Consider the following 19,510-nt stretch of genomic DNA (forward strand, 5'->3'; position numbering starts at 1 on the left):
TCACTATTCGTTATTTACTTTCGTTAAATAATTCGCGACCAATTAGCATGCGGCGAATTTCTGAAGTACCTGCGCCAATCTCATATAACTTAGCGTCACGTAATAAACGACCAGCAGGGAATTCATTAATATAGCCATTACCACCTAATAGCTGAATTGTGTCTAGCGCCATTTTAGTGGCAAGCTCAGCTGTATATAAGATAACGCCAGCAGCATCTTTACGCGTTGTTTCACCACGGTCACATGCTTGAGCAACCATATAAACGTATGATTTTGCTGCATTCATTTGCGTGTACATGTCTGCGATCTTGCCTTGTACTAATTGGAATTCACCAATTGACTGACCGAATTGTTTTCTGTCGTGAATGTAAGGAACAACTAAGTCCATACATGCGTCCATGATACCTAGAGGACCACCTGAAAGTACTAAGCGTTCGTAATCCAAACCAGACATAAGTACACGTACACCTTTGCCTTCTTCACCAAGAATGTTCTCTGCTGGTACTTCACAGTTTTCAAATACTAATTCACAAGTGTTTGAACCGCGCATACCTAATTTATCTAGTTTTTGGTGGCGGCTAAATCCAGGGTAGTCACGTTCCACGATAAAGGCAGTGATACCTTTTGAACCTGCGTTAACATCGGTTTTAGCGTAAATAATATATACATTGGCGTCTGGACCATTAGTAATCCACATTTTGTTGCCGTTAAGAATATATTTATCGCCTTGCTTTTCTGCACGTAGTTTCATGCTAACCACATCTGAACCTGCATTTGGCTCAGACATAGCTAATGCACCAATGTGCTCACCAGAACAAAGTTTAGGTAAGTATTTTGCTTTTTGTTCCTGTGAACCATTTTTGCGTAATTGGTTTAAGCAAAGGTTAGACATCGCACCATAACTTAAGCCAACAGATGCTGAAGCACGAGAGATTTCTTGCATGGCAATAACGTGCTCTAAGTATCCTAGGCCTGAACCACCAAACTCTTCTTCAACAGTCATACCTAATAGACCCATGTCGCCAAATTTGCGCCATAAGTCATGCGGGAATTCATTGTCGATATCGATTTGTGCTGCACGTGGAGCAATTTCATCTTTAGCAAATGCGTTCACTTGATCGCGGATCATGTCAACGGTTTCGCCTAAGTTAAAGTTGATAGAAGAAAAAGTAGAAATCATGTTGAGTCCTTGAGTAATAATTTGTTTCTCATGTATTGGTTTATAGTGGCTCTTTATTTTTGTTTTTGGATATCGTCAAGTGCACTTTGGCAATTGTTTTCTAATCCAGTTAGCTCTACTAGAACCGCTTTAATATCTTCAAGTTGTTGGTTCAAATCTGCTTTTTTCTCAGCAATTAGTTTCATTATTGTTGTAAGCTGAGTTTCGCTTGATTTGTCTGCATCATATAGTTCAAATAACCGGCCAGTTTCTGCTAACGAAAAACCCAAACGCTTACCACGTAGAATTAACTTTAGTCGAACTTTATCTCTTTGGTTATAAATTCGAGTTTGTCCCTTACGAGTAGGGTGAATTAGGCCTTGATCCTCATAAAAACGGATACTGCGAGTGGTAATGTCGAACTCTTTAGCCAACTCACCGATTGAATAAGTGATGGTTTTTTTGTTGCTCATAACTGGTTCATCGTTGATAATACTAGGGTAACCATAACATGAAGTTTACGTTAACGTAAACTTCCTTTTGGCGAATGTTGCGGTTTTAGTTCCGTTGCTCGTTTGTCTAAGTGAGTTAAACTGGCAACTTGGCAAGTTTCTCGTACACTTCTTTTATATAATTTCTTCAGCTATTTTTTAAGTTAACGTTGGCGTAAACGTTAACTTGTTGTAGTCTAGCTCCATAAAATAAATTGGAGAACATTAATGTCTAATCAAGATCCAGTAGTAATTGTTAGCGCAAAACGTACACCAATGGGTGGTTTTTTAGGCGCTTTATCGTCGGTGACAGCACCAAGCTTAGGTGCAACAGCAATTAAATCAGCTGTAGATGCAGCAGGCCTTAGTAACGAACAAGTTGATGAAGTTATTATGGGTTGTGTTTTACCTGCGGGCTTAAAGCAAGCGCCAGCTCGTCAAGCAGCACTTGAAGCAGGCTTAGAATTATCTACCGTTTGTACAACGATTAACAAAGTATGTGGCTCTGGCATGAAAGCCGCGATGCAAGCTCACGATGCATTACTTGCTGGCTCTATCGATACTGCGGTAGCTGGTGGTATGGAAAGCATGACTAATGCACCACATATGCTGCCTTCTGGTCGCTCTGGTATCAAAATGGGAGCAGGTCAAGTGCTTGACCATATGATGGTTGACGGCTTAGAAAATGCTTACGACGGTATTTCTATGGGCTGTTTTGCACAAGAAACAGCAGATGAAGCTGCTTTTACACGTGAACAAATGGATGAATACGCTATTCGTTCTTTGTCTCGCGCTAATGCAGCGATTGAAGCGGGCGCTTTTTCTAATGAAGTTGAAGCAGTAACGATTAAAACACGCAAAGGCGATGTTGTTGTCGATATCGATGAACAACCAGGTAATGCTCGTCCTGATAAAATCCCAGCGTTACGTCCAGCATTTAAAAAAGACGGCACCATTACCGCAGCTAATTCTAGTTCTATTTCAGATGGCGCAGCAGCATTGGTAATGATGAAGCAATCTGAAGCAGAAAAGCGTGGCTTAACACCACTGTGTAAAGTTGTTGCTCATGCGACGCATGCACAAAAGCCAGCTGAGTTTACTGTTGCTCCAGTCGGTGCGATGAAAAAAGTACTTGATAAAGCAAGCTGGTCTGCTGCAGATGTAGATTTATGGGAAATTAATGAAGCATTTGCCATGGTTACAATGTTAGCAATTAAAGAACTTGAACTTGACGTTGAAAAAGTAAATGTTAACGGTGGTGCTTGTGCACTAGGTCATCCGCTAGGTGCAAGTGGTGCGCGTATCATGGTGACACTAATTCATGCAATGAAAAACCGTGGTGTTTCTAAAGGTGTTGCATCGCTTTGTATTGGTGGTGGTGAAGCAACCGCAATTGCATTAGAAATGCTATAAACATAGATTGGATTGTCGCTACGCTCGCGACATTCGCCTATTGATTAAAACCGCGCACTTTTAAAGGCGCGGTTTTTTCTTATACTCATTTATTTGTAGCAGCTTAAATCTTATCTGACAGCTATGAGCGAACAGCGAACCGTCGCGTTTGTATTTTCGTATGCGGTTTCAAGCTCATTGCAGTCAATCGGCTATGCTCGTACAGAAACAGTTTACCTAAAACTATATTGACTGTGATATGGCTTATTAATAGACCCTTTTGCTAATTCCTGAATCAATAAGCCGATCATGCTGTAGTGCTAATTCTAAAAGCCCAGCACTCGAAGAATGCAGCTGATCTGCGACATAATCACTAATATCCTCAGGTAATAGTTTTAAGGTAGTAGAAGACTCCTCAGAACTCCCCCATTTCTGATTAATGGAGAATTCTTCATCATCAATAAAAATTAGGAAAGATAATTCATGTCTTAGACGACAAAGATCAACTACCACCCCTAAAAAGTCTATATGGGCTTTGCCAGATTCTCTTAAACTGAGTAAATAGGAAATGTTTTTTTCTTGAAGTATAGATTCAGGGTTTTTTCCATCGCTTTGATATTGGAACTCTTTTATATCAAATAATTCTTCTGCATACTCTCTTAATAATGCCAACCTTACATCAAATCCTTTTACTGTTAAAATTTCGTCCCAAAGAGATTCCTTACCGTATAGCTCGAACCCGCCAGCAGGCTGAAACTGCCAAAGCTCAGGGGCTACAGCAACATCAGATGGCCTTTTCATAATTACAAATTTCCAATCAGGAACGTCATCCGTATAGTCCTTAAAAACTACAATGCCCTGAACACTCAGTAGCGGAAAAGCTGAGTCCGTTCCAATAATTCCATTTTCTGAGTCTCTACTACCATGATACTTCTTTCTAAAATGCAAATGTTCTAAAACTTGATGTGCTTGCATTTTAGAAAAATCATTCATTTTTTTCTGTTTATATAGCTCCCACTCTAATATATGTGAAGTAACTATATTCTGCCGATATGTACAAGGGACTGCATTGATTCTTACTAATTCACCTTTAGTATTAATTTTCATGCTTTTTAGGCTAAACCCTATCATCTCGGGGCGTTTTATTTGATCGGAGAGCAAACTGAAAAACTCTTTTTGTTCATCGTTCTCATCAAGGTTTTCTATATGGACATGCTCTAAAAAACAAAGCTCCTTAAATGGATAACTAAAGGTTTTCGCAGGTTTAATCAAATAAACAGGGAATGTTCTTCCAAAGAGAAATAGAAACTTAGTTTTGAAATAAATCTTCTCCAAGGTGTTTGTCAACCAAGCATTGTAACCCGAAGAATTCATCTCTTTATAAATTTCAATACGAGAGAGTTTTAGGTTTATTACTTTTTCATTACCTCTGTTTTTTTTTAGTTTTTTTATTTTTCTATTTATGGGGTCGATTAAGCTAGCTACGCCAACTATGATGCTTATGACGCCAACTATTGTTCCAATGATGGTTGCATTGTCCATTTTGCGAACCTTATAAATTATCTAATGTCGATTACTCCACTTCGAAAAAATTTACCTAAATAATCGATTTGGTGCAATTGGATACTTTGGCACGACTGGCACGACTTTAAATTCATGCCAAGGTAATTATATGAATGCCTCCTTTGGTGGCAAATCAACCCACCAAAGGTAGCCTTGTCGAGTAATTTAAACGTCCGCTTCTGGCACAAATGCGACCGTCAGATTCGACTAAGCACTAACAATTAAATCTGACAGTTCAAGTTAAGCCTTATTCATCTTATTTCTTATATTCATCTTTGCATTTCGATACAATAAATGACTTGGCATTAAACTTGTTTAAAAATTAGTCAAGGCTTTTTTAGGAGTCAATGGTCAAAATACCGTCATGAATATTTCTGTAAATGAAACTTTGCCAATAAGCTTAATGGTAGAAGCGAGCACGCGTGATCTGTTACCTAAAATAGAAGCTATCGCCAGTAAATTAGAAGCTAAACTAAATTTCGTTGCCATGACCGCAGGGTGGTTTGGTGAACCAGAAGATGAAATTCATTGGCAGTTTGATATTAATTGTCGCTCGGCTGATCAAGTCGAATTGAACTTTTCACATGATATTGAACAGTTAGCAGATGACGTGATTGTTTCTTTCGATTCACGAGCAAACAGATACCGTTGCTTTTTACAGTTAACCGCTAATGAAATCGATTTATCGCTTGAAAAAGCAGCCATTCTTCCTATTTTACTCGACAAAAAGGTGACTAAAATTCTCAATACTATTGCGAAACGTCATCAACTTTCACAACTGTAAAACAACTATTTATAGTTAACTTATGCGATTTTTTTCGTTATTCTCTGTTTTAATAAAAAGAGTAATGACTGCGAGTTAACGACTATTTGACTTGTTTAATATCAAGAATTTTACTTACATTGAACGCTTTACGATTCAGCCGAAAAGGTTTAAAACGATCGGCGCATTTTGTGTCAATGTTGGTATTTTTTTGGTGCTTCTCTTCCCCTGTAATTTCAAGTAGCTCAGCGACTTCCTTTTCTAATAAACCTTACATTCTCGGCTATTACTCTCAATGGGCAATATATACACCTAATGTTCAAGTACTCGACTTGCCAACACATTTGATGACGCATTTGGTTTACAAAAGTGCCGATTTAACGGAAGAAGGCAAGGTAGTCCTTGGTGATCCATTTGCCGATGTAGAGCATTTGTTTCCTGCTATCGATGACAAGGCTGAGTATTTGGGGAGCTTTCGTCAGCTGCAAGTTATCAAGCAGCAAAACCCTTCTCTTAAAGTGATTATCAGCCTTGGAGGTTGGGGACGTTCAGATAATTATTCTACGTTAACTACCACGAAAGCTGGGCGTGAAAAAATAGCAAAAGAAGCTATCGCATTCATGAAAAAGTACCAATTTGATGGTATTGAAGTTGATTGGCAATTTCCAATTTTTAGAACGCGAGACAATTCAAAGACTATTCACAGGCCTCAAGATCCTGTCCACCTAAGTCTTTTGGTTGAAGAGCTAAGACGACAATGTGACCTAAGTGGTACTAGTTGCTGGTTACAATCTATATTAGCGCCTTATTCTCTTGAAGATGAATGGGATGCAGCTCGTTTTTCTGAGAGCTTAGATTTGGTGGTATTAGATAGTACTAGGTTACCGGGCGATAAAGGACAATTCGCTGAGCCACAGTCTTCTCTGTTTAATTACCCTGATAAGCGCTCCGTGTCGAGTTTAGTCGATAAGCTTAGTCAATTTGGCATTGAACGAGAAAAAATCATTGTGTCTGTCGCTTCATTTGGGGTCGGTTGGGATGGCGTTCCCATCAAAAATAATGGATTGAGGCAAATTCCTCAAAAGCTAAGTTGGGGCAGTTGGGATGGTACACACAGCGGGGAAACAGGTGTTTATAATCAAAAAGCATTGAATTATTTCCTGTCCATCGGGGGCTATGAACAGTTTTGGGATGAGGTAACTAAAAGTAGCTACTTATATAATGAGAACAAATTTGATGGACACTTCATCAGTTACGAAAGCAAGCGCTCTGTCGCTGAAAAGGTTAGGTTTGCCAAAGACCAAGGCTTAGCTGGTATGGCGGTGTTACAGTTACACAACGGCGATCAAGTGCTTTATCACGTATTTGATGAGTATCACTTTTTTAAAAGTATTTTCTATCAAGGAGAAAAGTTTTGGCAAGACAACAGGGCATTGCTTATTCTTCTGTTAGAAATCATTGCTGTATTCGTCACTATTTTTTGTAGTTTCATTTGGATGAGCCATCAAAAGCGAATGAAACAGCTTGCTGATATTAATAACTTTAATGAGATTCAGCACGGGCTGCATTCATTGGAATGGCCATTACTAGCGGTTGCTGATGTTTCTAACGCTTTGCACAAGAATAAAGTATTAGAGCCAAGTTTAACGTCAAAACTGAATAAAATCGCTTTAGCGACCATAGTCCCAATTTCGCAAATTCTTTCCGAAACCAAGTTAAGAAGTTCTTATTCCAGTAGATTATATGAAGCCGTTAACATCAATCAGCTATTAAGTAATGCTGCAACACAATATTTAATAACGGCTCAATCAAACGCTACTAATAGCAAATCAGAATCTTGTCGCATTTCTTTTAAAAGAAATGAGGATGTAACTATCGTAGTTAATTCGGCTGGCTTTCAACAACTCGTTTATAACATTGTGGGCTTCGCTGTTGATGTTCGGCCAAATAGCCAACAAGTCAACATAGAAGTGGTAAAACTATCTGAGGAGTTAGCTGTTTCGATCAGTCTAGTTACGTCTAACGAGCATCAAATCGAATTGTCTAGCTATTCACGGTTGAATGCCTTACACAGGCAAGCTAGCGGGCAAGGTCTCTCTTTTAGAAGTGATAATAACCTTGAGCAGTTTTTTATTATTGTCCCAAAAGAAAAAGTACTGAATTCAAAAATCTGTTTACCCCCGTTAAGTCTATCAGTAGACCAGAATGATAAAGCGTGTAACGGTATTGATGAAAAAACTAAACCCGTATCGACAAACATTGAAACTCTAGCAAGTGCTGAAGATAGGATCGATTCGTTGGCATCATTTAGCATGTCGATGGTACCAAATAAAGACATAACCATCGCACTTGAAGAGGTAAGTCAGTACTTTATTGACGTAATCAAGCAAAGTGCTGTGTTGGTTATTCATCACCATGATCAGCTTGTCGCAACAGTGGGAGAAGAGTCCATCAGTACCAAACATGAGGTAGTTGTAAACGCAGAAGAAGTAAAAATTGAAATTAAGACACATACTCTACTAACTGATCAAGATAAACAATTTATTCAGGTTTTGGTTTATCAGGTATTAATGGTGCAAAAAGCCATTAAATCGTTAACCAAAGAGCCAACAGTTCTTGCAGAGCTCTATGAGTTAACTAAACAAAAAGACAAAATTACCTTTATTAAGGCTGAGTCTGGCTATTCTGGTATTTACCGCCAAGGTGAAAAAGAGCCTAGATTTATTTCGATGAGGCTAAAAGCGATAAAACTTTATTTCGATGATAATTTATTGATTCAAGTACACCGTTCTTATTTGGTTAATCCGAAAAAAGTAGTGAAAATAGAAAAATTGTCGAAATTGAAATATCAAATACTAGTAGATGACAAAGCGCTACCAATAAGCCGAACTTTTTTACCTACTCTGCGAAATTTTTACCCTCACTGGTTTGATTAACATGAAGTTATGGGGGTCACTTTATGATTAGCCTCTTTATTGTTGTGAAAATAAAATCAATTAATAACATTGGTTTACGTTTGTTTTAGGGTTCATTCGTGAAGATGTTAGTGTTAACTTCTATTAAATATTGTATTGCCTGCTATAGTATTTAAGTCGTGCAAAATATGCGCAATTTTTTTGACCCAACCTAAAATATAATTCCCTTTGTTTTACGTTGGGTTTATTAAAAATAAAAAATGACAGCGCTGTCGTAATGCTGTATCAATTATTAATGCACGGTTGCCTATTTGAAAAATAAGAAACGAAGGGATGGGGTATCACATGATTAAACATTTAAATAAAAGTCTAATAAGTTTAGCCGTATTGTCTGCTGTTTATGGTTCACAAGGTTTTGCTCAGGAAACAGAAAAACAAGAAAAGAAGCAACTCGAAGTTGATGAAGTTATTGAAGTTAAAGGAATTCGAAATCAGGTAGCGAGCTCACAAGAAATTAAACGGTTAGCAGACACAGTTAAAGATGTTATTACGTCGGACGATATTGGTGCTTTGCCTGACAAAAGTGTGACGGAAGCATTGCAACGTGTTCCTGGTATTACCATAGAGCGCTTTGATTCATCAGATGACCCCAACCATTTCTCTTCAGAAGGCACAGGTGTCATTGTGCGAGGCTTGAAACGAATTCGTAGTGAAATTAACGGACGTGATGCGTTTAGTGCGAGTTCAACAGGAGGTGGCTTAAGTTATGCTGACATTCCTGGCGAGTTATTAGGCAGAATAGAAGTTGTTAAAAATACTACTTCAGATCTTATTGCCGGCGGCGTCGCGGGTACTGTTAACTTAGTCACACGAAAACCGTTTGATAGCGATGACCAAATTATTTATGGGCAAATCAAAGGCTCTTACGGTGACCACCGAGAAGAGTGGACACCCAGTGGAACATTTATGTTCAGCGATGTATGGAAAGGAGACCATGGTAAATTCGGTTTCTTATTAGGCTATACCGATTCTGAATATAAAGACAGAGGTGATGGTGTCGGTATTGAAAACTATTATGAACGGAGCGCTACTGCACGAGAAACCGAGCACTTTGGCAATAATGGTACGGCAATTCCTGGTTATGAAGATAAAACCTTGTATGCGCCTGCAGGTGTTGCAATTCGAACAGCTGATTCGGATCGCACTCGAGAGGGTTTATTTACTTCTGTGCAATGGCAAAACACCGCTAAAACCTTAACGTTAACAGGTGAATACATTAGCTCTGAAGCACAACGAGACTGGAGTGAACGCGTTGTTCAATATGGTGAGCAAGGCTTTATCGTTAACCCAAATAATGTCGGAGTAGTCAATGGCCAATTTGATGATCAAGGCTTTATGGTTGCGGGTGAGCTGAATAACAACTTTATGCTGGCTCAAAGCCGCTATAACCAGTCTGGTAATGAAATAGAAGATATTAGCTTTAATCTTGTTTATTCCCCTAACGATAACCTTGATGTGTCTTTTGATTATCAAAAGGTAGACGCAACCAATAAAATTAAAGATTGGACCTATAGCAGTATGATGATGCCAACTTTCCCAAGCTGGTATGGCCCTAATGGAAGACCAGAAACGACCGTACCTGTGGGCGCTGAATTTGACTTATCAGGTAGCTTACCAACAAATATTAACTTTGTTGGTGATGGTGCGAACCCTATGTATAACGAGCAAGCATTCATGAATTCTAAAATGGATCATGAAGAATTTAATGAAGCTGACTCCTCATCTTATGCGTTAGATCTTGAGTATCGTATCGACGAAGGTTGGATTTCTGCTGTAAAAGCGGGGTTATATGTTTCAGAGAAGAATCAGTTATCGCGTAATTCAATATGGAACTGGCAATCTGTATCACCGGCATGGAGTTGGCAATGGGCGGCAGAGCCTGCGCCGGCTAGTCTTGTTTTACACCCCGAAATATATGAAGCGTATACTTTCGGAGCTTCTGAGTTTTTTGGTGGTGGTGTATTAAATGGCGATCAGACATTTTATTTTCCATTGATGTCAGGTGTTCATAATTATCATGATTTTGGCGCATCTATGGCTGAATTTACACCATTTGCAGGGCCTGATTTGGCTCAGCGTGCTAACACAACAGATGGTTATTTAGATTCTGAAATCACTGATACAACCGAAGACCGCTGGGAAGTGTATCTTATGGCCGATTACATGTTCGATGATCTTGAGTACCCGGTAAAAGGTAACTTTGGTCTTAGATATATTAGTTGGCAGGTAGAGTCTACTGGCGCTATTTTATTTCCAAATCCATTTCCGGGTTGGGATCCAAGAACGGCACAAATTGCTGAAAAATTTCCTGATGCAATTCCGTTTGCTAACGCTGCGGAAGGACCTCAAACAACGATAAAAGGCGAAGAATACACTAAGGTACTTCCTAGCTTTAACTTAAGTATGGAAATTAGTGAGGAGCATATCGCACGCTTTGCTATTTCACAAAACGTATACTTCCCTGTGTTTGAACAGTTTAGAAACTATCAAGAACTAACCCATAACCGAGTTTATGATTATTCGAGAGAAAACATCGTTGCGGTTAACTTCTCAGGTAAAACAGGTAACCCGCTTATTGAGCCAGAAGAAGCATTAAACATCGATTTGAGTTTAGAATGGTACTTCTCTGATGCGGGCTCACTAAATGTAAGCTTATTTAGAAAAGAGCTTGATAACCTTATTCGTCAACGACTGACAACAGAAAACGTAGAAAACCCTACCTCTGGTGCTGTCCAGTCAGTGGACTATCAAAGCTATACAAACGAAGGGTCAGGAAACCTTAGCGGTTTCGAAATTTCCTATACCCAGTTTTATGACTTTTTACCTGGCGCGTGGAGTGGCCTTGGTTTCTCGGCAAATTATACATTTATCGCACAATCAGATATTGACGATAAAGTAGGTTTTGGTGAGGGGTCTGATGGCGACGGTGGGCGAAATAATTTCCGCGCCTTTAAAAACTTAGACTTACCAGGCTATTCAGATGACACGTTAAACTTGGCATTAATGTATGAAAAGTACGACATATCAGCAAGAATGGCATATAGCTGGCGTTCCGATTATCTATTAACACGTAGGGACGCGGACCTGTTTGCTCCAGTTGTGGCCAAGGCGACGGGGCAGTTAGATGCATCTGTTGCTTATCAAATTAATGATAACTTTAAGGTTGGGTTTGAAGCTTCTAACATTTTAGATGAAGTCATAGAAACCGAAATGATGTATGAACAAAATGGTCGTCAAACACCGCGAAGTCACTTTAAAACAGATAGAAGATTTAGTGTTTATGTCTCAGCTAAGTTTTAGTTAAGTAATCGCTTATAGTCTTTGATAAGTTTCAAGACAACTAATAGACAATCATTTAACTTTCCCTTACACCGTTGAATGTTTAATTAATCTATTAGTTGTCTTTTCTATCTAAACTCCGTTTATTGCGAGCTTCGATATTGTTTAGGCGACATGCCTACCATTTTTTTAAACAACCGTGAAAAGTAATAAGGGTCATTGTAACCGAGCGATTCGCCAATTTTTTTTATGGTATCTTCGGTATTGTCCAGTTGAAAACATGCCTGTTGAATTTTCATATTAATAAAATATTGAATTGGGGAGGTGTCGGTAAGCTCTTTAAATTTCTTGGCAAAGTGATATTTTGATAACTGACTGTAGTGTGCCAAGGTATCTAAATTAAGATCTTGATGCAGATTCTCTTTCATTAACGATTCAATTGCATCTAAATTAAAGTGACTACTTTGGTTGAAAGCTTCAATTCGTAGTTGCAATGCTAGAAAGCTTAGCGTTTGCTGCAGCAAATGAACAGCATGAATTACATTCGTCGCCGTATACCCTCGACTACCGAGTTGAATAAGCTGATCTAAATCTTTAAATATATTGTCCTTTGCGCCTGTAAACCCTAAGCCATCATCCATTTTCATTAATAATCTTTCCGCAAAATCATCGGCTAGCTTTCCGGTAAAGTTCAACCAATATATGGCGTTTTTACTACCTTCTTTTGCTTGATAACTAAAAGGTTGTAGAGGAGAAATGAGTACGATATCACCACGACTGACGACACGTTGTTTTCCCTTGTAATAGAGAATACCTTCACCATACTGACAATAGATAACTTGGTGATAGTCTGCTGCCTCAGAAGCTGTGCTTCTATTAACGACTTGGCTTGCTTTACCGAGAGCTAAAAAATGTAAGCCCGAAGTTAAGGGGTGGACTTTAAGTTTTTTTTGCAAAAAAACGGGAATAACTAGTCGGATGTCTGCGTAAGAATTTGCTAGAGAAGTATTCACACGAGCTCTCAAATGCTGTTCTTGGGTAATAATGACAATATAGTCCATCATTGGCGCAATAAAATCAATTTTATGTAGAAAATTACTGTGTTCTAATGAATGTAAGTTTATTGATAATTAGCAAACAGGCACAAAAACATAAGGTTTACTCTGTTCTATGTATGTAGGAAATAGTAATACTGGCTAAATAATAAATTTTGGCTAATAGTTTTTGTCATCAGGCTGCTTCTTAAAGGTAAGCACTCCTTTAACAGGCAAGTTTTAAAAAGATCGAGAATGAAAATGACTCAAGAAAGATATGAATTACAGAACAAGGTTCGTGTAGTAACGGCAGCTTCGCTATTCGATGGACACGACGCCGCAATTAATATTATGCGCAGAATTCTTCAATCTAGTGGTGTTGAGGTAATTCATTTAGGTCATGACCGCAGTGTTGAAGAAGTAGTGAACACGGCAATTCAAGAAGATGCGAACGCTATCGCGATGACTTCTTACCAAGGCGGGCATAATGAATACTTTAAATACATGTACGACTTATTAAAAGAGCGTGGTTGTGAGCATATTCGTATCGTTGGCGGCGGCGGTGGTGTAATACTACCGGACGAGATTAAAATGCTTCATGACTACGGTATTACGCGTATTTATTCTCCTGATGATGGCCGTGAGCTAGGTCTGCAAGGCATGATCGATGACATGATCAAGCGTTGTGACTTTAAAACAGGTACAAACATTACCAAAGATGATGTCGCTAGCCTTAAAAAGAACGATAAACAAGCGATAGCGCGTTTAATTTCAGCAGCAGAAAATGCGCCAGAAGAAAACAAAAGTGATTTAGATAAAATTCGCAAAATTGCTGCAGTAAGTAAAACGCCAGTTCTAGGTATTACAGGTACTGGTGGTGCAGGTAAATCTTCATTAGTTGATGAGCTTATTCGTCGCTTTTTAATGGCAACCGACGAAAGCAAGATTGCTATTGTTTCAGTTGACCCTTCTAAGCGTAAAACTGGCGGTGCGTTGTTAGGTGACCGTATTCGTATGAACGCGGTAAACAATGAACGTGTTTATATGCGCTCTCTGGCAACACGTCAGTCAAACCTAGCGCTTTCAGTATATGTAAATGACACATTAGATATCTTAAAAGCCGCTGATTTTGACCTGATCATTCTTGAAACATCGGGTATTGGTCAGTCAGATACAGAAATCGAAGAGCATTCTGATTTATCTTTATATGTAATGACGCCAGAGTACGGTGCGGCAACTCAGCTAGAAAAAATCGATATGTTAGATTTTGCTGATGTTATCGCGGTAAATAAATCTGATAAGCGTGGCGCTGAAGATGCACTTCGTGATGTTAAAAAGCAATATAAGCGCAATCGTGGTTTGTTTGAAGCTGGTGATGATGAAGTACCAGTATTTGGTACGATTGCTTCGCAGTTTAATGACCGAGGTATGACAGAGTTATACAACAAAATCATCACAGAGTTAGCGAAAAAGTCAGAAGCACTAAAAGTTGATTTGCTTGATTTATCTGGCACTCAAGCTGAAAAAGCAAGTGTTATTCCGGGCAAACGTACTCGTTATTTATCTGAAATTGCTGACAATAATCGCTCGTACGACGAGTGGGTCGAAAAGCAAGCGGCTGTCGCTCAAAAGCTTTATGGTATCCAACAGGCAATTGACACTGCTTTAGAAAGTGGTGAGGAAAGCGGTAAAGCCCTTGCTGAAAACCTTCAAGAATTGTTTGATAAGGTGGCGTTAGATCTAGACCCTAAAAACAAGCAAATTATTGAACAGTGGCAAGAAAAGGTTAACAAATACAAAGCGCCTGTGTTCAAGTTCCAAGTACGAAACAAAGAACTTGCTATTGAAACCCATTCTAAGTCTTTATCTCAACTTGATATTCCTAAAGTATGTTTGCCTAAGTACCAAGGCTGGGGCGATATTCTAACGTGGAGCCTACAAGAAAACGTTCCGGGAGAATTTCCATATACTGCAGGTTTATTCCCGTTTAAACGTGAAGGTGAAGATCCAACACGAATGTTTGCTGGTGAGGGCGGCCCTGAAAGAACAAATCGTCGTTTCCACTATGTATCAAAAGGAATGCCGGCTAAACGTTTATCTACCGCATTCGATTCAGTAACGCTATACGGTAACGATCCTCATTTACGTCCTGATATTTACGGTAAGATTGGTAACGCTGGTGTTTCTATTTGTTGTTTAGATGATGCAAAGAAACTTTACTCAGGTTTTAATCTTGCACATCCGGCAACATCAGTATCGATGACCATAAATGGACCTGCGCCAATTCTGTTAGGCTTCTTCTTAAATGCAGCAATCGATCAGCAATGTGAAATCTACATTAAAGAAAACGGTTTAGAAAAAGACGTAGAGAAGAAAATAAAAGCTATCTATAAAGCGAAAGGTAGTGAACAACCTCAATATCAAGGTGAATTACCAGAAGGTAATGATGGACTTGGTTTAATGTTACTTGGCGTTACTGGCGATCAAGTATTACCGGCTGACGTATACGCAGACATAAAAGCAAAAACATTAACCCAAGTTCGCGGTACGGTGCAGGCCGATATCCTTAAAGAAGATCAGGCGCAAAATACTTGTATTTTCTCGACAGAATTTGCACTTCGCTTAATGGGCGATGTTCAAGAATACTTTATTGACAAAGGGGTACGTAACTTCTACTCAGTATCTATTTCTGGTTACCATATCGCAGAGGCAGGTGCTAACCCAATTACGCAATTAGCATTGACCTTAGCCAATGGTTTTACTTTTGTTGAGTACTACTTAAGCCGTGGCATGGATATTAATGAATTTGGCCCTAACTTATCGTTCTTCTTCTCTAATGGTATTGACCCAGAGTATGCAGTAATTGGTCGTGTTGCTCGTCGTATATGGTCAAAAGCGATGAAAATGAAGTATGCGGCAAACCCTCGTGCGCAAATGTTGAAGTATCACATTCAAACGTCTGGTCGCTCACTGCATGCTCAAGAAATTGACTTCAATGACATTCGTACAACGCTTCAAGCACTTTACGCGATTTACGATAACTGTAACTCGTTGCACACTAATGCATACGATGAAGCTATAACGACACCAACTGAAGAAAGTGTTCGCCGTGCTATGGCAATTCAGTTAATCATCAACCGTGAATTAGGTTTGGCGAAAAATGAAAACCCAATTCAAGGTTCATTCATCATTGAAGAGTTAACTGATTTAGTTGAAGAAGCGGTATTAACAGAGTTTGATCGTATCACTGAACGCGGTGGTGTACTTGGTGCAATGGAAACTATGTATCAACGTAGCAAAATTCAAGAAGAAAGCTTGTATTACGAAAACCTAAAACATACAGGCGAGTACCCAATCATTGGTGTAAACACCTTTTTGAGCTCAAAAGGATCACCAACGGTTATACCTGCTGAAGTTATTCGCGCAACAGAAGAAGAAAAGCACTATCAAATTGATATGCTTGCAAATTTACATAAAGCGAATGAAGAGCAAACTAAGCAAGAACTTAAAGCATTGCAAAGTGCAGCCATTAAGCACGAAAACATATTTGAGCATATGATGGATGCTTGTAAAGTGTGTTCGTTAGGGCAAGTCGTTAACGCACTATTTGATGTTGGTGGTCAGTACCGACGAAATATGTAATTGCTTAATGACTGCAGGGTTAGGGTTATTATTAAAGTAATAACTCTAACACTAAAGTCGAGTATCTAAACCTTTATTAGTCAAGTAAGTTAAGTTGAGCAAGTTATTAAACAAGTAGCTTCATCATATTAACAACGAGAGAATAAAACATGACATATGCAAGCGTACCTTCATCATTTACAGCATTCCGCATTCATCGTAACGAAGATAAATCGATTCGAAGCGGTTTTGAACAAATTAGCTTGGACGATTTAACGGATGGTGAAGTCGTCATTAAAGTTGCTTATTCAGATATTAACTATAAAGATGCTTTGGCTGCCACAGGTAAAGGACAAATCTTACGAACATATCCACTAGTTGGCGGTATAGACTTATCAGGTGTTGTCGTCAGCTCAAGTGATGAGCGTTTTCAGTCAGGGCAAAAGGTATTAGTGTGTGGCGCTCAATTATCGGAAATTTATGACGGTGGCTACAGTGAATATGCGCGAGTTAAAGCTGATTCTGTGGTTGCATTGCCAAACGGTCTTTCATTAAGAGATGCTATGGCTATTGGTACCGCAGGTTTTACTGCCGCAATTGCTGTGCAAAGAATGGAAGATAACGGACAAGTGCCTGATAGAGGGCCGATATTAGTAACTGGAGCAACGGGTGGCGTAGGTAGTTTTGCTATCAACATGCTGTCTAATATAGGCTATGAAGTGGCGGCTTTAACGGGTAAGCCTGAACAAAACGATTATTTAAACAAATTGGGCGCAACGCAAATTGTCGATCGTAAAGCGATTGAAATGGGAAGTCGTCCGTTAGAAAGAGCAGAGTGGGGCGGGGCAGTTGATAACTTAGGTGATGAAACACTTGCTTGGTTAACTCGTACTGTAGTGCCTTGGGGTAACATTGCGTCTATTGGTTTAGCCGCAGGTTATAAGTTAAATACTACGGTTATGCCTTTTATTTTACGTGGTGTAAGCTTACTTGGTATTAATTCGATTGAAATGCCAGTTTCTGTACGCGAGAAAGCGTGGCAGCGAATAGCGACAGATTTAAAACCAACCATGTTGAATGACATTGCGCCGCGTACGATCCCATTTAAAGAAATTGAACAAGCATTTGATGCTTATATTGATGGCAGTGTAACTGCACGAACAGTAGTAGAAATAGATTCAAGCCTTGATTAATGCAATCAGGGCTTAGTTAAATTTGAGGAAATTATGAATATACAAGATAAGGTTATTGTTGTTACCGGTGGTGGCCAAGGTCTAGGTCGAGCGATGGCGGTTAGCCTAGCAAACTCTGGCGCTAAACTCGCGCTAATCGATTTAAATGAAGAGCTTTTGCAAGAAACGGTTTCTTTAATAGAAGAAGTTGGATCTTCTGCGAAGTACTACCTTGCAAACGTGACTAATGAAAGTGAAGTTGAGCAAACCTTCAACCAAATCAACGATGACTTTAATGGTTTTGACGGTCTTGTTAATAATGCTGGTATCTTACGTGACGGCTTATTGTTAAAAGCAAAAGACGGTGAAATCGTAAAGAAAATGTCTTTAGATCAATTTCAATCTGTGATCGATGTAAACCTTACCGGTGTATTCTTATGTGGTAGAGAAGCTGCAGTCCACATGGTTAAGAACGAACGCAAAGGCGTGATTGTTAATATGTCTTCCATCGCTCGTAATGGCAATATGGGGCAAACTAACTATGCTGCATCCAAAGCGGGCGTAGTGGCTATGACAGTTTGTTGGGCGAGAGAGCTAGGTCGTTACGGTATTCGTGTTGGTGCAATTGCACCTGGTGTGATTAGAACTGCAATGACAGATGCTATGAAACCTGAAATGCGTGAACGTTTAGAGAAAATGAAACCAGTTGGCCGCTTAGGTGAAGCTGATGAAATCGCTCATACAGTTAAATATATTTTTGAAAATGAATTTTTTACAGGAAGAGTCGTCGAAATTGACGGTGGCTTATCTATGTAATTAATAGAAAATATATAAAAAAGCGAGTTTTACTCGCTTTTTTCATTTAAGCTTGCAAAAAAACTAATTAACAAACCTATATATGAAAAAAGCACTTTTTTTAGATCGTGACGGAATTATCAATATTGATCACGGCTATGTATATAAGAAGGAAGAGTTTGAGTTTGTAACGGGTATATTTGATTTATGCCGACACGCTCAACAAGCTGGCTATAGCATTTATGTGATCACCAACCAATCGGGTATTGGTAGAGGAAAGTATACCGAGCAGGAATTTCATACACTTTCTAAATGGATGGTGAATGAATTTAAAAAGCACAGTGTCACTATTTCAGATGTTTATTTTTGTCCTCACCATCCAGAGAAAGCAAAGCCCGAGTATTTAAAATCATGTAAGTGTAGAAAACCAGAACCAGGTATGATTTTAAAAGCAGCCCAGGATCATTCTATCAATTTAGCTAACAGTGTTTTTATAGGTGACAAAATTTCTGATATGAAAGCAGCACAAAATGCAGGTATTTCTTCTCGTGTATTAGTCTCTAGTGCCTATGGTGATGATAGTGAAACAACCGCTATACGCGTTAAAAACGTCGAAGATATAGTCAATACGGGGGTTTTCGTACAATAAATAACCGAACAGTAAATTAATTTAAAATTATTGTTGACGTCATCAGAAAAATCCCTAAAATGCGCATCCACTTCTCGGGGACAAGCCAAGAAGCTTTTGTATAGGAAATACTTATTAGGTCGAGTCAGGAAGACGAAAGACCGGTTTTGATAAGTTTAGTTAAGTAATTGCTTAATAAAACAATCAACCAAACATTAAAAAATAAATTAAAAATTTTTTAAGAAAAGTGTTGACATCGAAACAGGGTTGCGTAAAATGCGCATCCTCGCTTGAGACAACGGTCACAAGCAATATTGATAAGCGAATGCGACTTGTCAATCGATTCGAAAGAATCAGTTCTTTAACAATTAGTTATCATGCAATTTGTGTGGACATTCACAGTGATACGGTTTTACCAGTCACGTAAGTGACAAAACTATTTCAGTGATGTTCATACATAAAATACTTTTTAAGTTTTATATGTACAGAATTCATTGAGCAGATGCTTTAAGCATCACAAACGATTTTAATTGAAGAGTTTGATCATGGCTCAGATTGAACGCTGGCGGCAGGCTTAACACATGCAAGTCGAGCGGAAACGAGAATAGCTTGCTATTCGGCGTCGAGCGGCGGACGGG

At 38.9% G+C, this 19,510-nt stretch carries 12 protein-coding genes and 1 rRNA gene; 9 read left to right on the forward strand and 4 right to left on the reverse strand.

Features of this window, described 5'->3' with window-relative positions; genetic code table 11:
• Positions 1-10 precede the first annotated feature (10 nt).
• Positions 11-1,180: an isovaleryl-CoA dehydrogenase gene (locus tag ACOB80_RS05300; protein ID WP_473164759.1), complete on the reverse strand. Its 1,170-nt coding sequence runs from the start codon at positions 1,178-1,180 to the stop codon at positions 11-13.
• 53 nt (positions 1,181-1,233) lie between these two features.
• Positions 1,234-1,632, reverse strand: coding sequence for a MerR family transcriptional regulator (locus ACOB80_RS05305; RefSeq protein WP_473164760.1), 399 nt, complete (start codon positions 1,630-1,632; stop codon positions 1,234-1,236).
• 246 nt (positions 1,633-1,878) lie between these two features.
• On the opposite strand from ACOB80_RS05305, the gene ACOB80_RS05310 reads away from it, so the two are divergent.
• Entirely contained in the window at positions 1,879-3,063 is a 1,185-nt protein-coding gene (locus ACOB80_RS05310; RefSeq protein WP_473164761.1) for an acetyl-CoA C-acyltransferase, read from the forward strand.
• A gap of 246 nt (positions 3,064-3,309) precedes the next feature.
• Here ACOB80_RS05310 and ACOB80_RS05315 read toward each other — a convergent pair whose 3' ends face one another.
• Positions 3,310-4,584, reverse strand: a complete 1,275-nt coding sequence (locus ACOB80_RS05315) for a hypothetical protein (RefSeq protein ID WP_473164762.1) — start codon at positions 4,582-4,584, stop codon at positions 3,310-3,312.
• Between the two features lie 385 nt (positions 4,585-4,969).
• Between ACOB80_RS05315 and ACOB80_RS05320 the strand changes: the two genes are divergently transcribed.
• The 3 genes from ACOB80_RS05320 to ACOB80_RS05330 all read left to right on the forward strand — a co-directional run bounded on the left by ACOB80_RS05320 (position 4,970) and on the right by ACOB80_RS05330 (position 11,643).
• Positions 4,970-5,389: a hypothetical protein gene (locus ACOB80_RS05320; protein WP_473164763.1), complete on the forward strand. Its 420-nt coding sequence runs from the start codon at positions 4,970-4,972 to the stop codon at positions 5,387-5,389.
• Positions 5,390-5,565: 176 nt separating this feature from the next.
• Complete coding sequence (locus ACOB80_RS05325) at positions 5,566-8,304, forward strand: glycosyl hydrolase family 18 protein (RefSeq protein WP_473164793.1); 2,739 nt, start codon at positions 5,566-5,568, stop codon at positions 8,302-8,304.
• Positions 8,305-8,628: 324 nt separating this feature from the next.
• On the forward strand, positions 8,629-11,643 hold the full coding sequence (locus tag ACOB80_RS05330; RefSeq protein WP_473164764.1) for a TonB-dependent receptor: 3,015 nt from the start codon (positions 8,629-8,631) through the stop codon (positions 11,641-11,643).
• A gap of 122 nt (positions 11,644-11,765) precedes the next feature.
• Here the strand turns inward: ACOB80_RS05330 and ACOB80_RS05335 are convergent, their stop codons facing one another.
• Positions 11,766-12,635 carry an AraC family transcriptional regulator gene (locus ACOB80_RS05335; protein WP_473164765.1) on the reverse strand — a complete coding sequence of 290 codons (870 nt, stop codon included), beginning with the start codon at positions 12,633-12,635 and terminating at the stop codon, positions 11,766-11,768.
• Between the two features lie 282 nt (positions 12,636-12,917).
• Here ACOB80_RS05335 and ACOB80_RS05340 point away from each other — a divergent pair, with 282 nt between their 5' ends.
• From ACOB80_RS05340 to ACOB80_RS05360, 5 genes are all read left to right on the forward strand, one after another.
• Complete coding sequence (locus ACOB80_RS05340) at positions 12,918-16,298, forward strand: methylmalonyl-CoA mutase family protein (RefSeq protein ID WP_473164766.1); 3,381 nt, start codon at positions 12,918-12,920, stop codon at positions 16,296-16,298.
• Positions 16,299-16,447: 149 nt separating this feature from the next.
• Positions 16,448-17,470 (forward strand): oxidoreductase, encoded by a 1,023-nt coding sequence (locus ACOB80_RS05345; RefSeq protein WP_473164767.1) that lies wholly within the window; start codon positions 16,448-16,450, stop codon positions 17,468-17,470.
• Between the two features lie 33 nt (positions 17,471-17,503).
• On the forward strand, positions 17,504-18,265 hold the full coding sequence (locus ACOB80_RS05350; protein ID WP_473164768.1) for an SDR family oxidoreductase: 762 nt from the start codon (positions 17,504-17,506) through the stop codon (positions 18,263-18,265).
• Between the two features lie 82 nt (positions 18,266-18,347).
• Positions 18,348-18,893, forward strand: a complete 546-nt coding sequence (gene gmhB / locus ACOB80_RS05355; RefSeq protein WP_473164769.1) for a D-glycero-beta-D-manno-heptose 1,7-bisphosphate 7-phosphatase — start codon at positions 18,348-18,350, stop codon at positions 18,891-18,893.
• A gap of 506 nt (positions 18,894-19,399) precedes the next feature.
• Positions 19,400-19,510: ribosomal RNA gene (locus ACOB80_RS05360) — 16S ribosomal RNA — on the forward strand; the annotation flags it as partial.

The organism is Thalassotalea coralli, from assembly GCF_055786205.1.

Excerpts from the sequence above, each read along its gene's own strand:
- ACOB80_RS05340 (WP_473164766.1), top strand. The coding sequence starts at position 12,918 with ATGACTCAAGAAAGATATGAATTACAGAACAAGGTTCGTGTAGTAACG.
- ACOB80_RS05325 (WP_473164793.1), top strand. The coding sequence starts at position 5,566 with ATGTTGGTATTTTTTTGGTGCTTCTCTTCCCCTGTAATTTCAAGTAGC.
- ACOB80_RS05315 (WP_473164762.1), bottom strand. The coding sequence starts at position 4,584 with ATGGACAATGCAACCATCATTGGAACAATAGTTGGCGTCATAAGCATC.
- ACOB80_RS05305 (WP_473164760.1), bottom strand. The coding sequence starts at position 1,632 with ATGAGCAACAAAAAAACCATCACTTATTCAATCGGTGAGTTGGCTAAA.
- ACOB80_RS05345 (WP_473164767.1), top strand. The coding sequence starts at position 16,448 with ATGACATATGCAAGCGTACCTTCATCATTTACAGCATTCCGCATTCAT.
- ACOB80_RS05310 (WP_473164761.1), top strand. The coding sequence starts at position 1,879 with ATGTCTAATCAAGATCCAGTAGTAATTGTTAGCGCAAAACGTACACCA.
- ACOB80_RS05350 (WP_473164768.1), top strand. The coding sequence starts at position 17,504 with ATGAATATACAAGATAAGGTTATTGTTGTTACCGGTGGTGGCCAAGGT.
- ACOB80_RS05320 (WP_473164763.1), top strand. The coding sequence starts at position 4,970 with ATGAATATTTCTGTAAATGAAACTTTGCCAATAAGCTTAATGGTAGAA.
- ACOB80_RS05300 (WP_473164759.1), bottom strand. The coding sequence starts at position 1,180 with ATGATTTCTACTTTTTCTTCTATCAACTTTAACTTAGGCGAAACCGTT.
- ACOB80_RS05330 (WP_473164764.1), top strand. The coding sequence starts at position 8,629 with ATGATTAAACATTTAAATAAAAGTCTAATAAGTTTAGCCGTATTGTCT.
- gmhB (WP_473164769.1), top strand. The coding sequence starts at position 18,348 with ATGAAAAAAGCACTTTTTTTAGATCGTGACGGAATTATCAATATTGAT.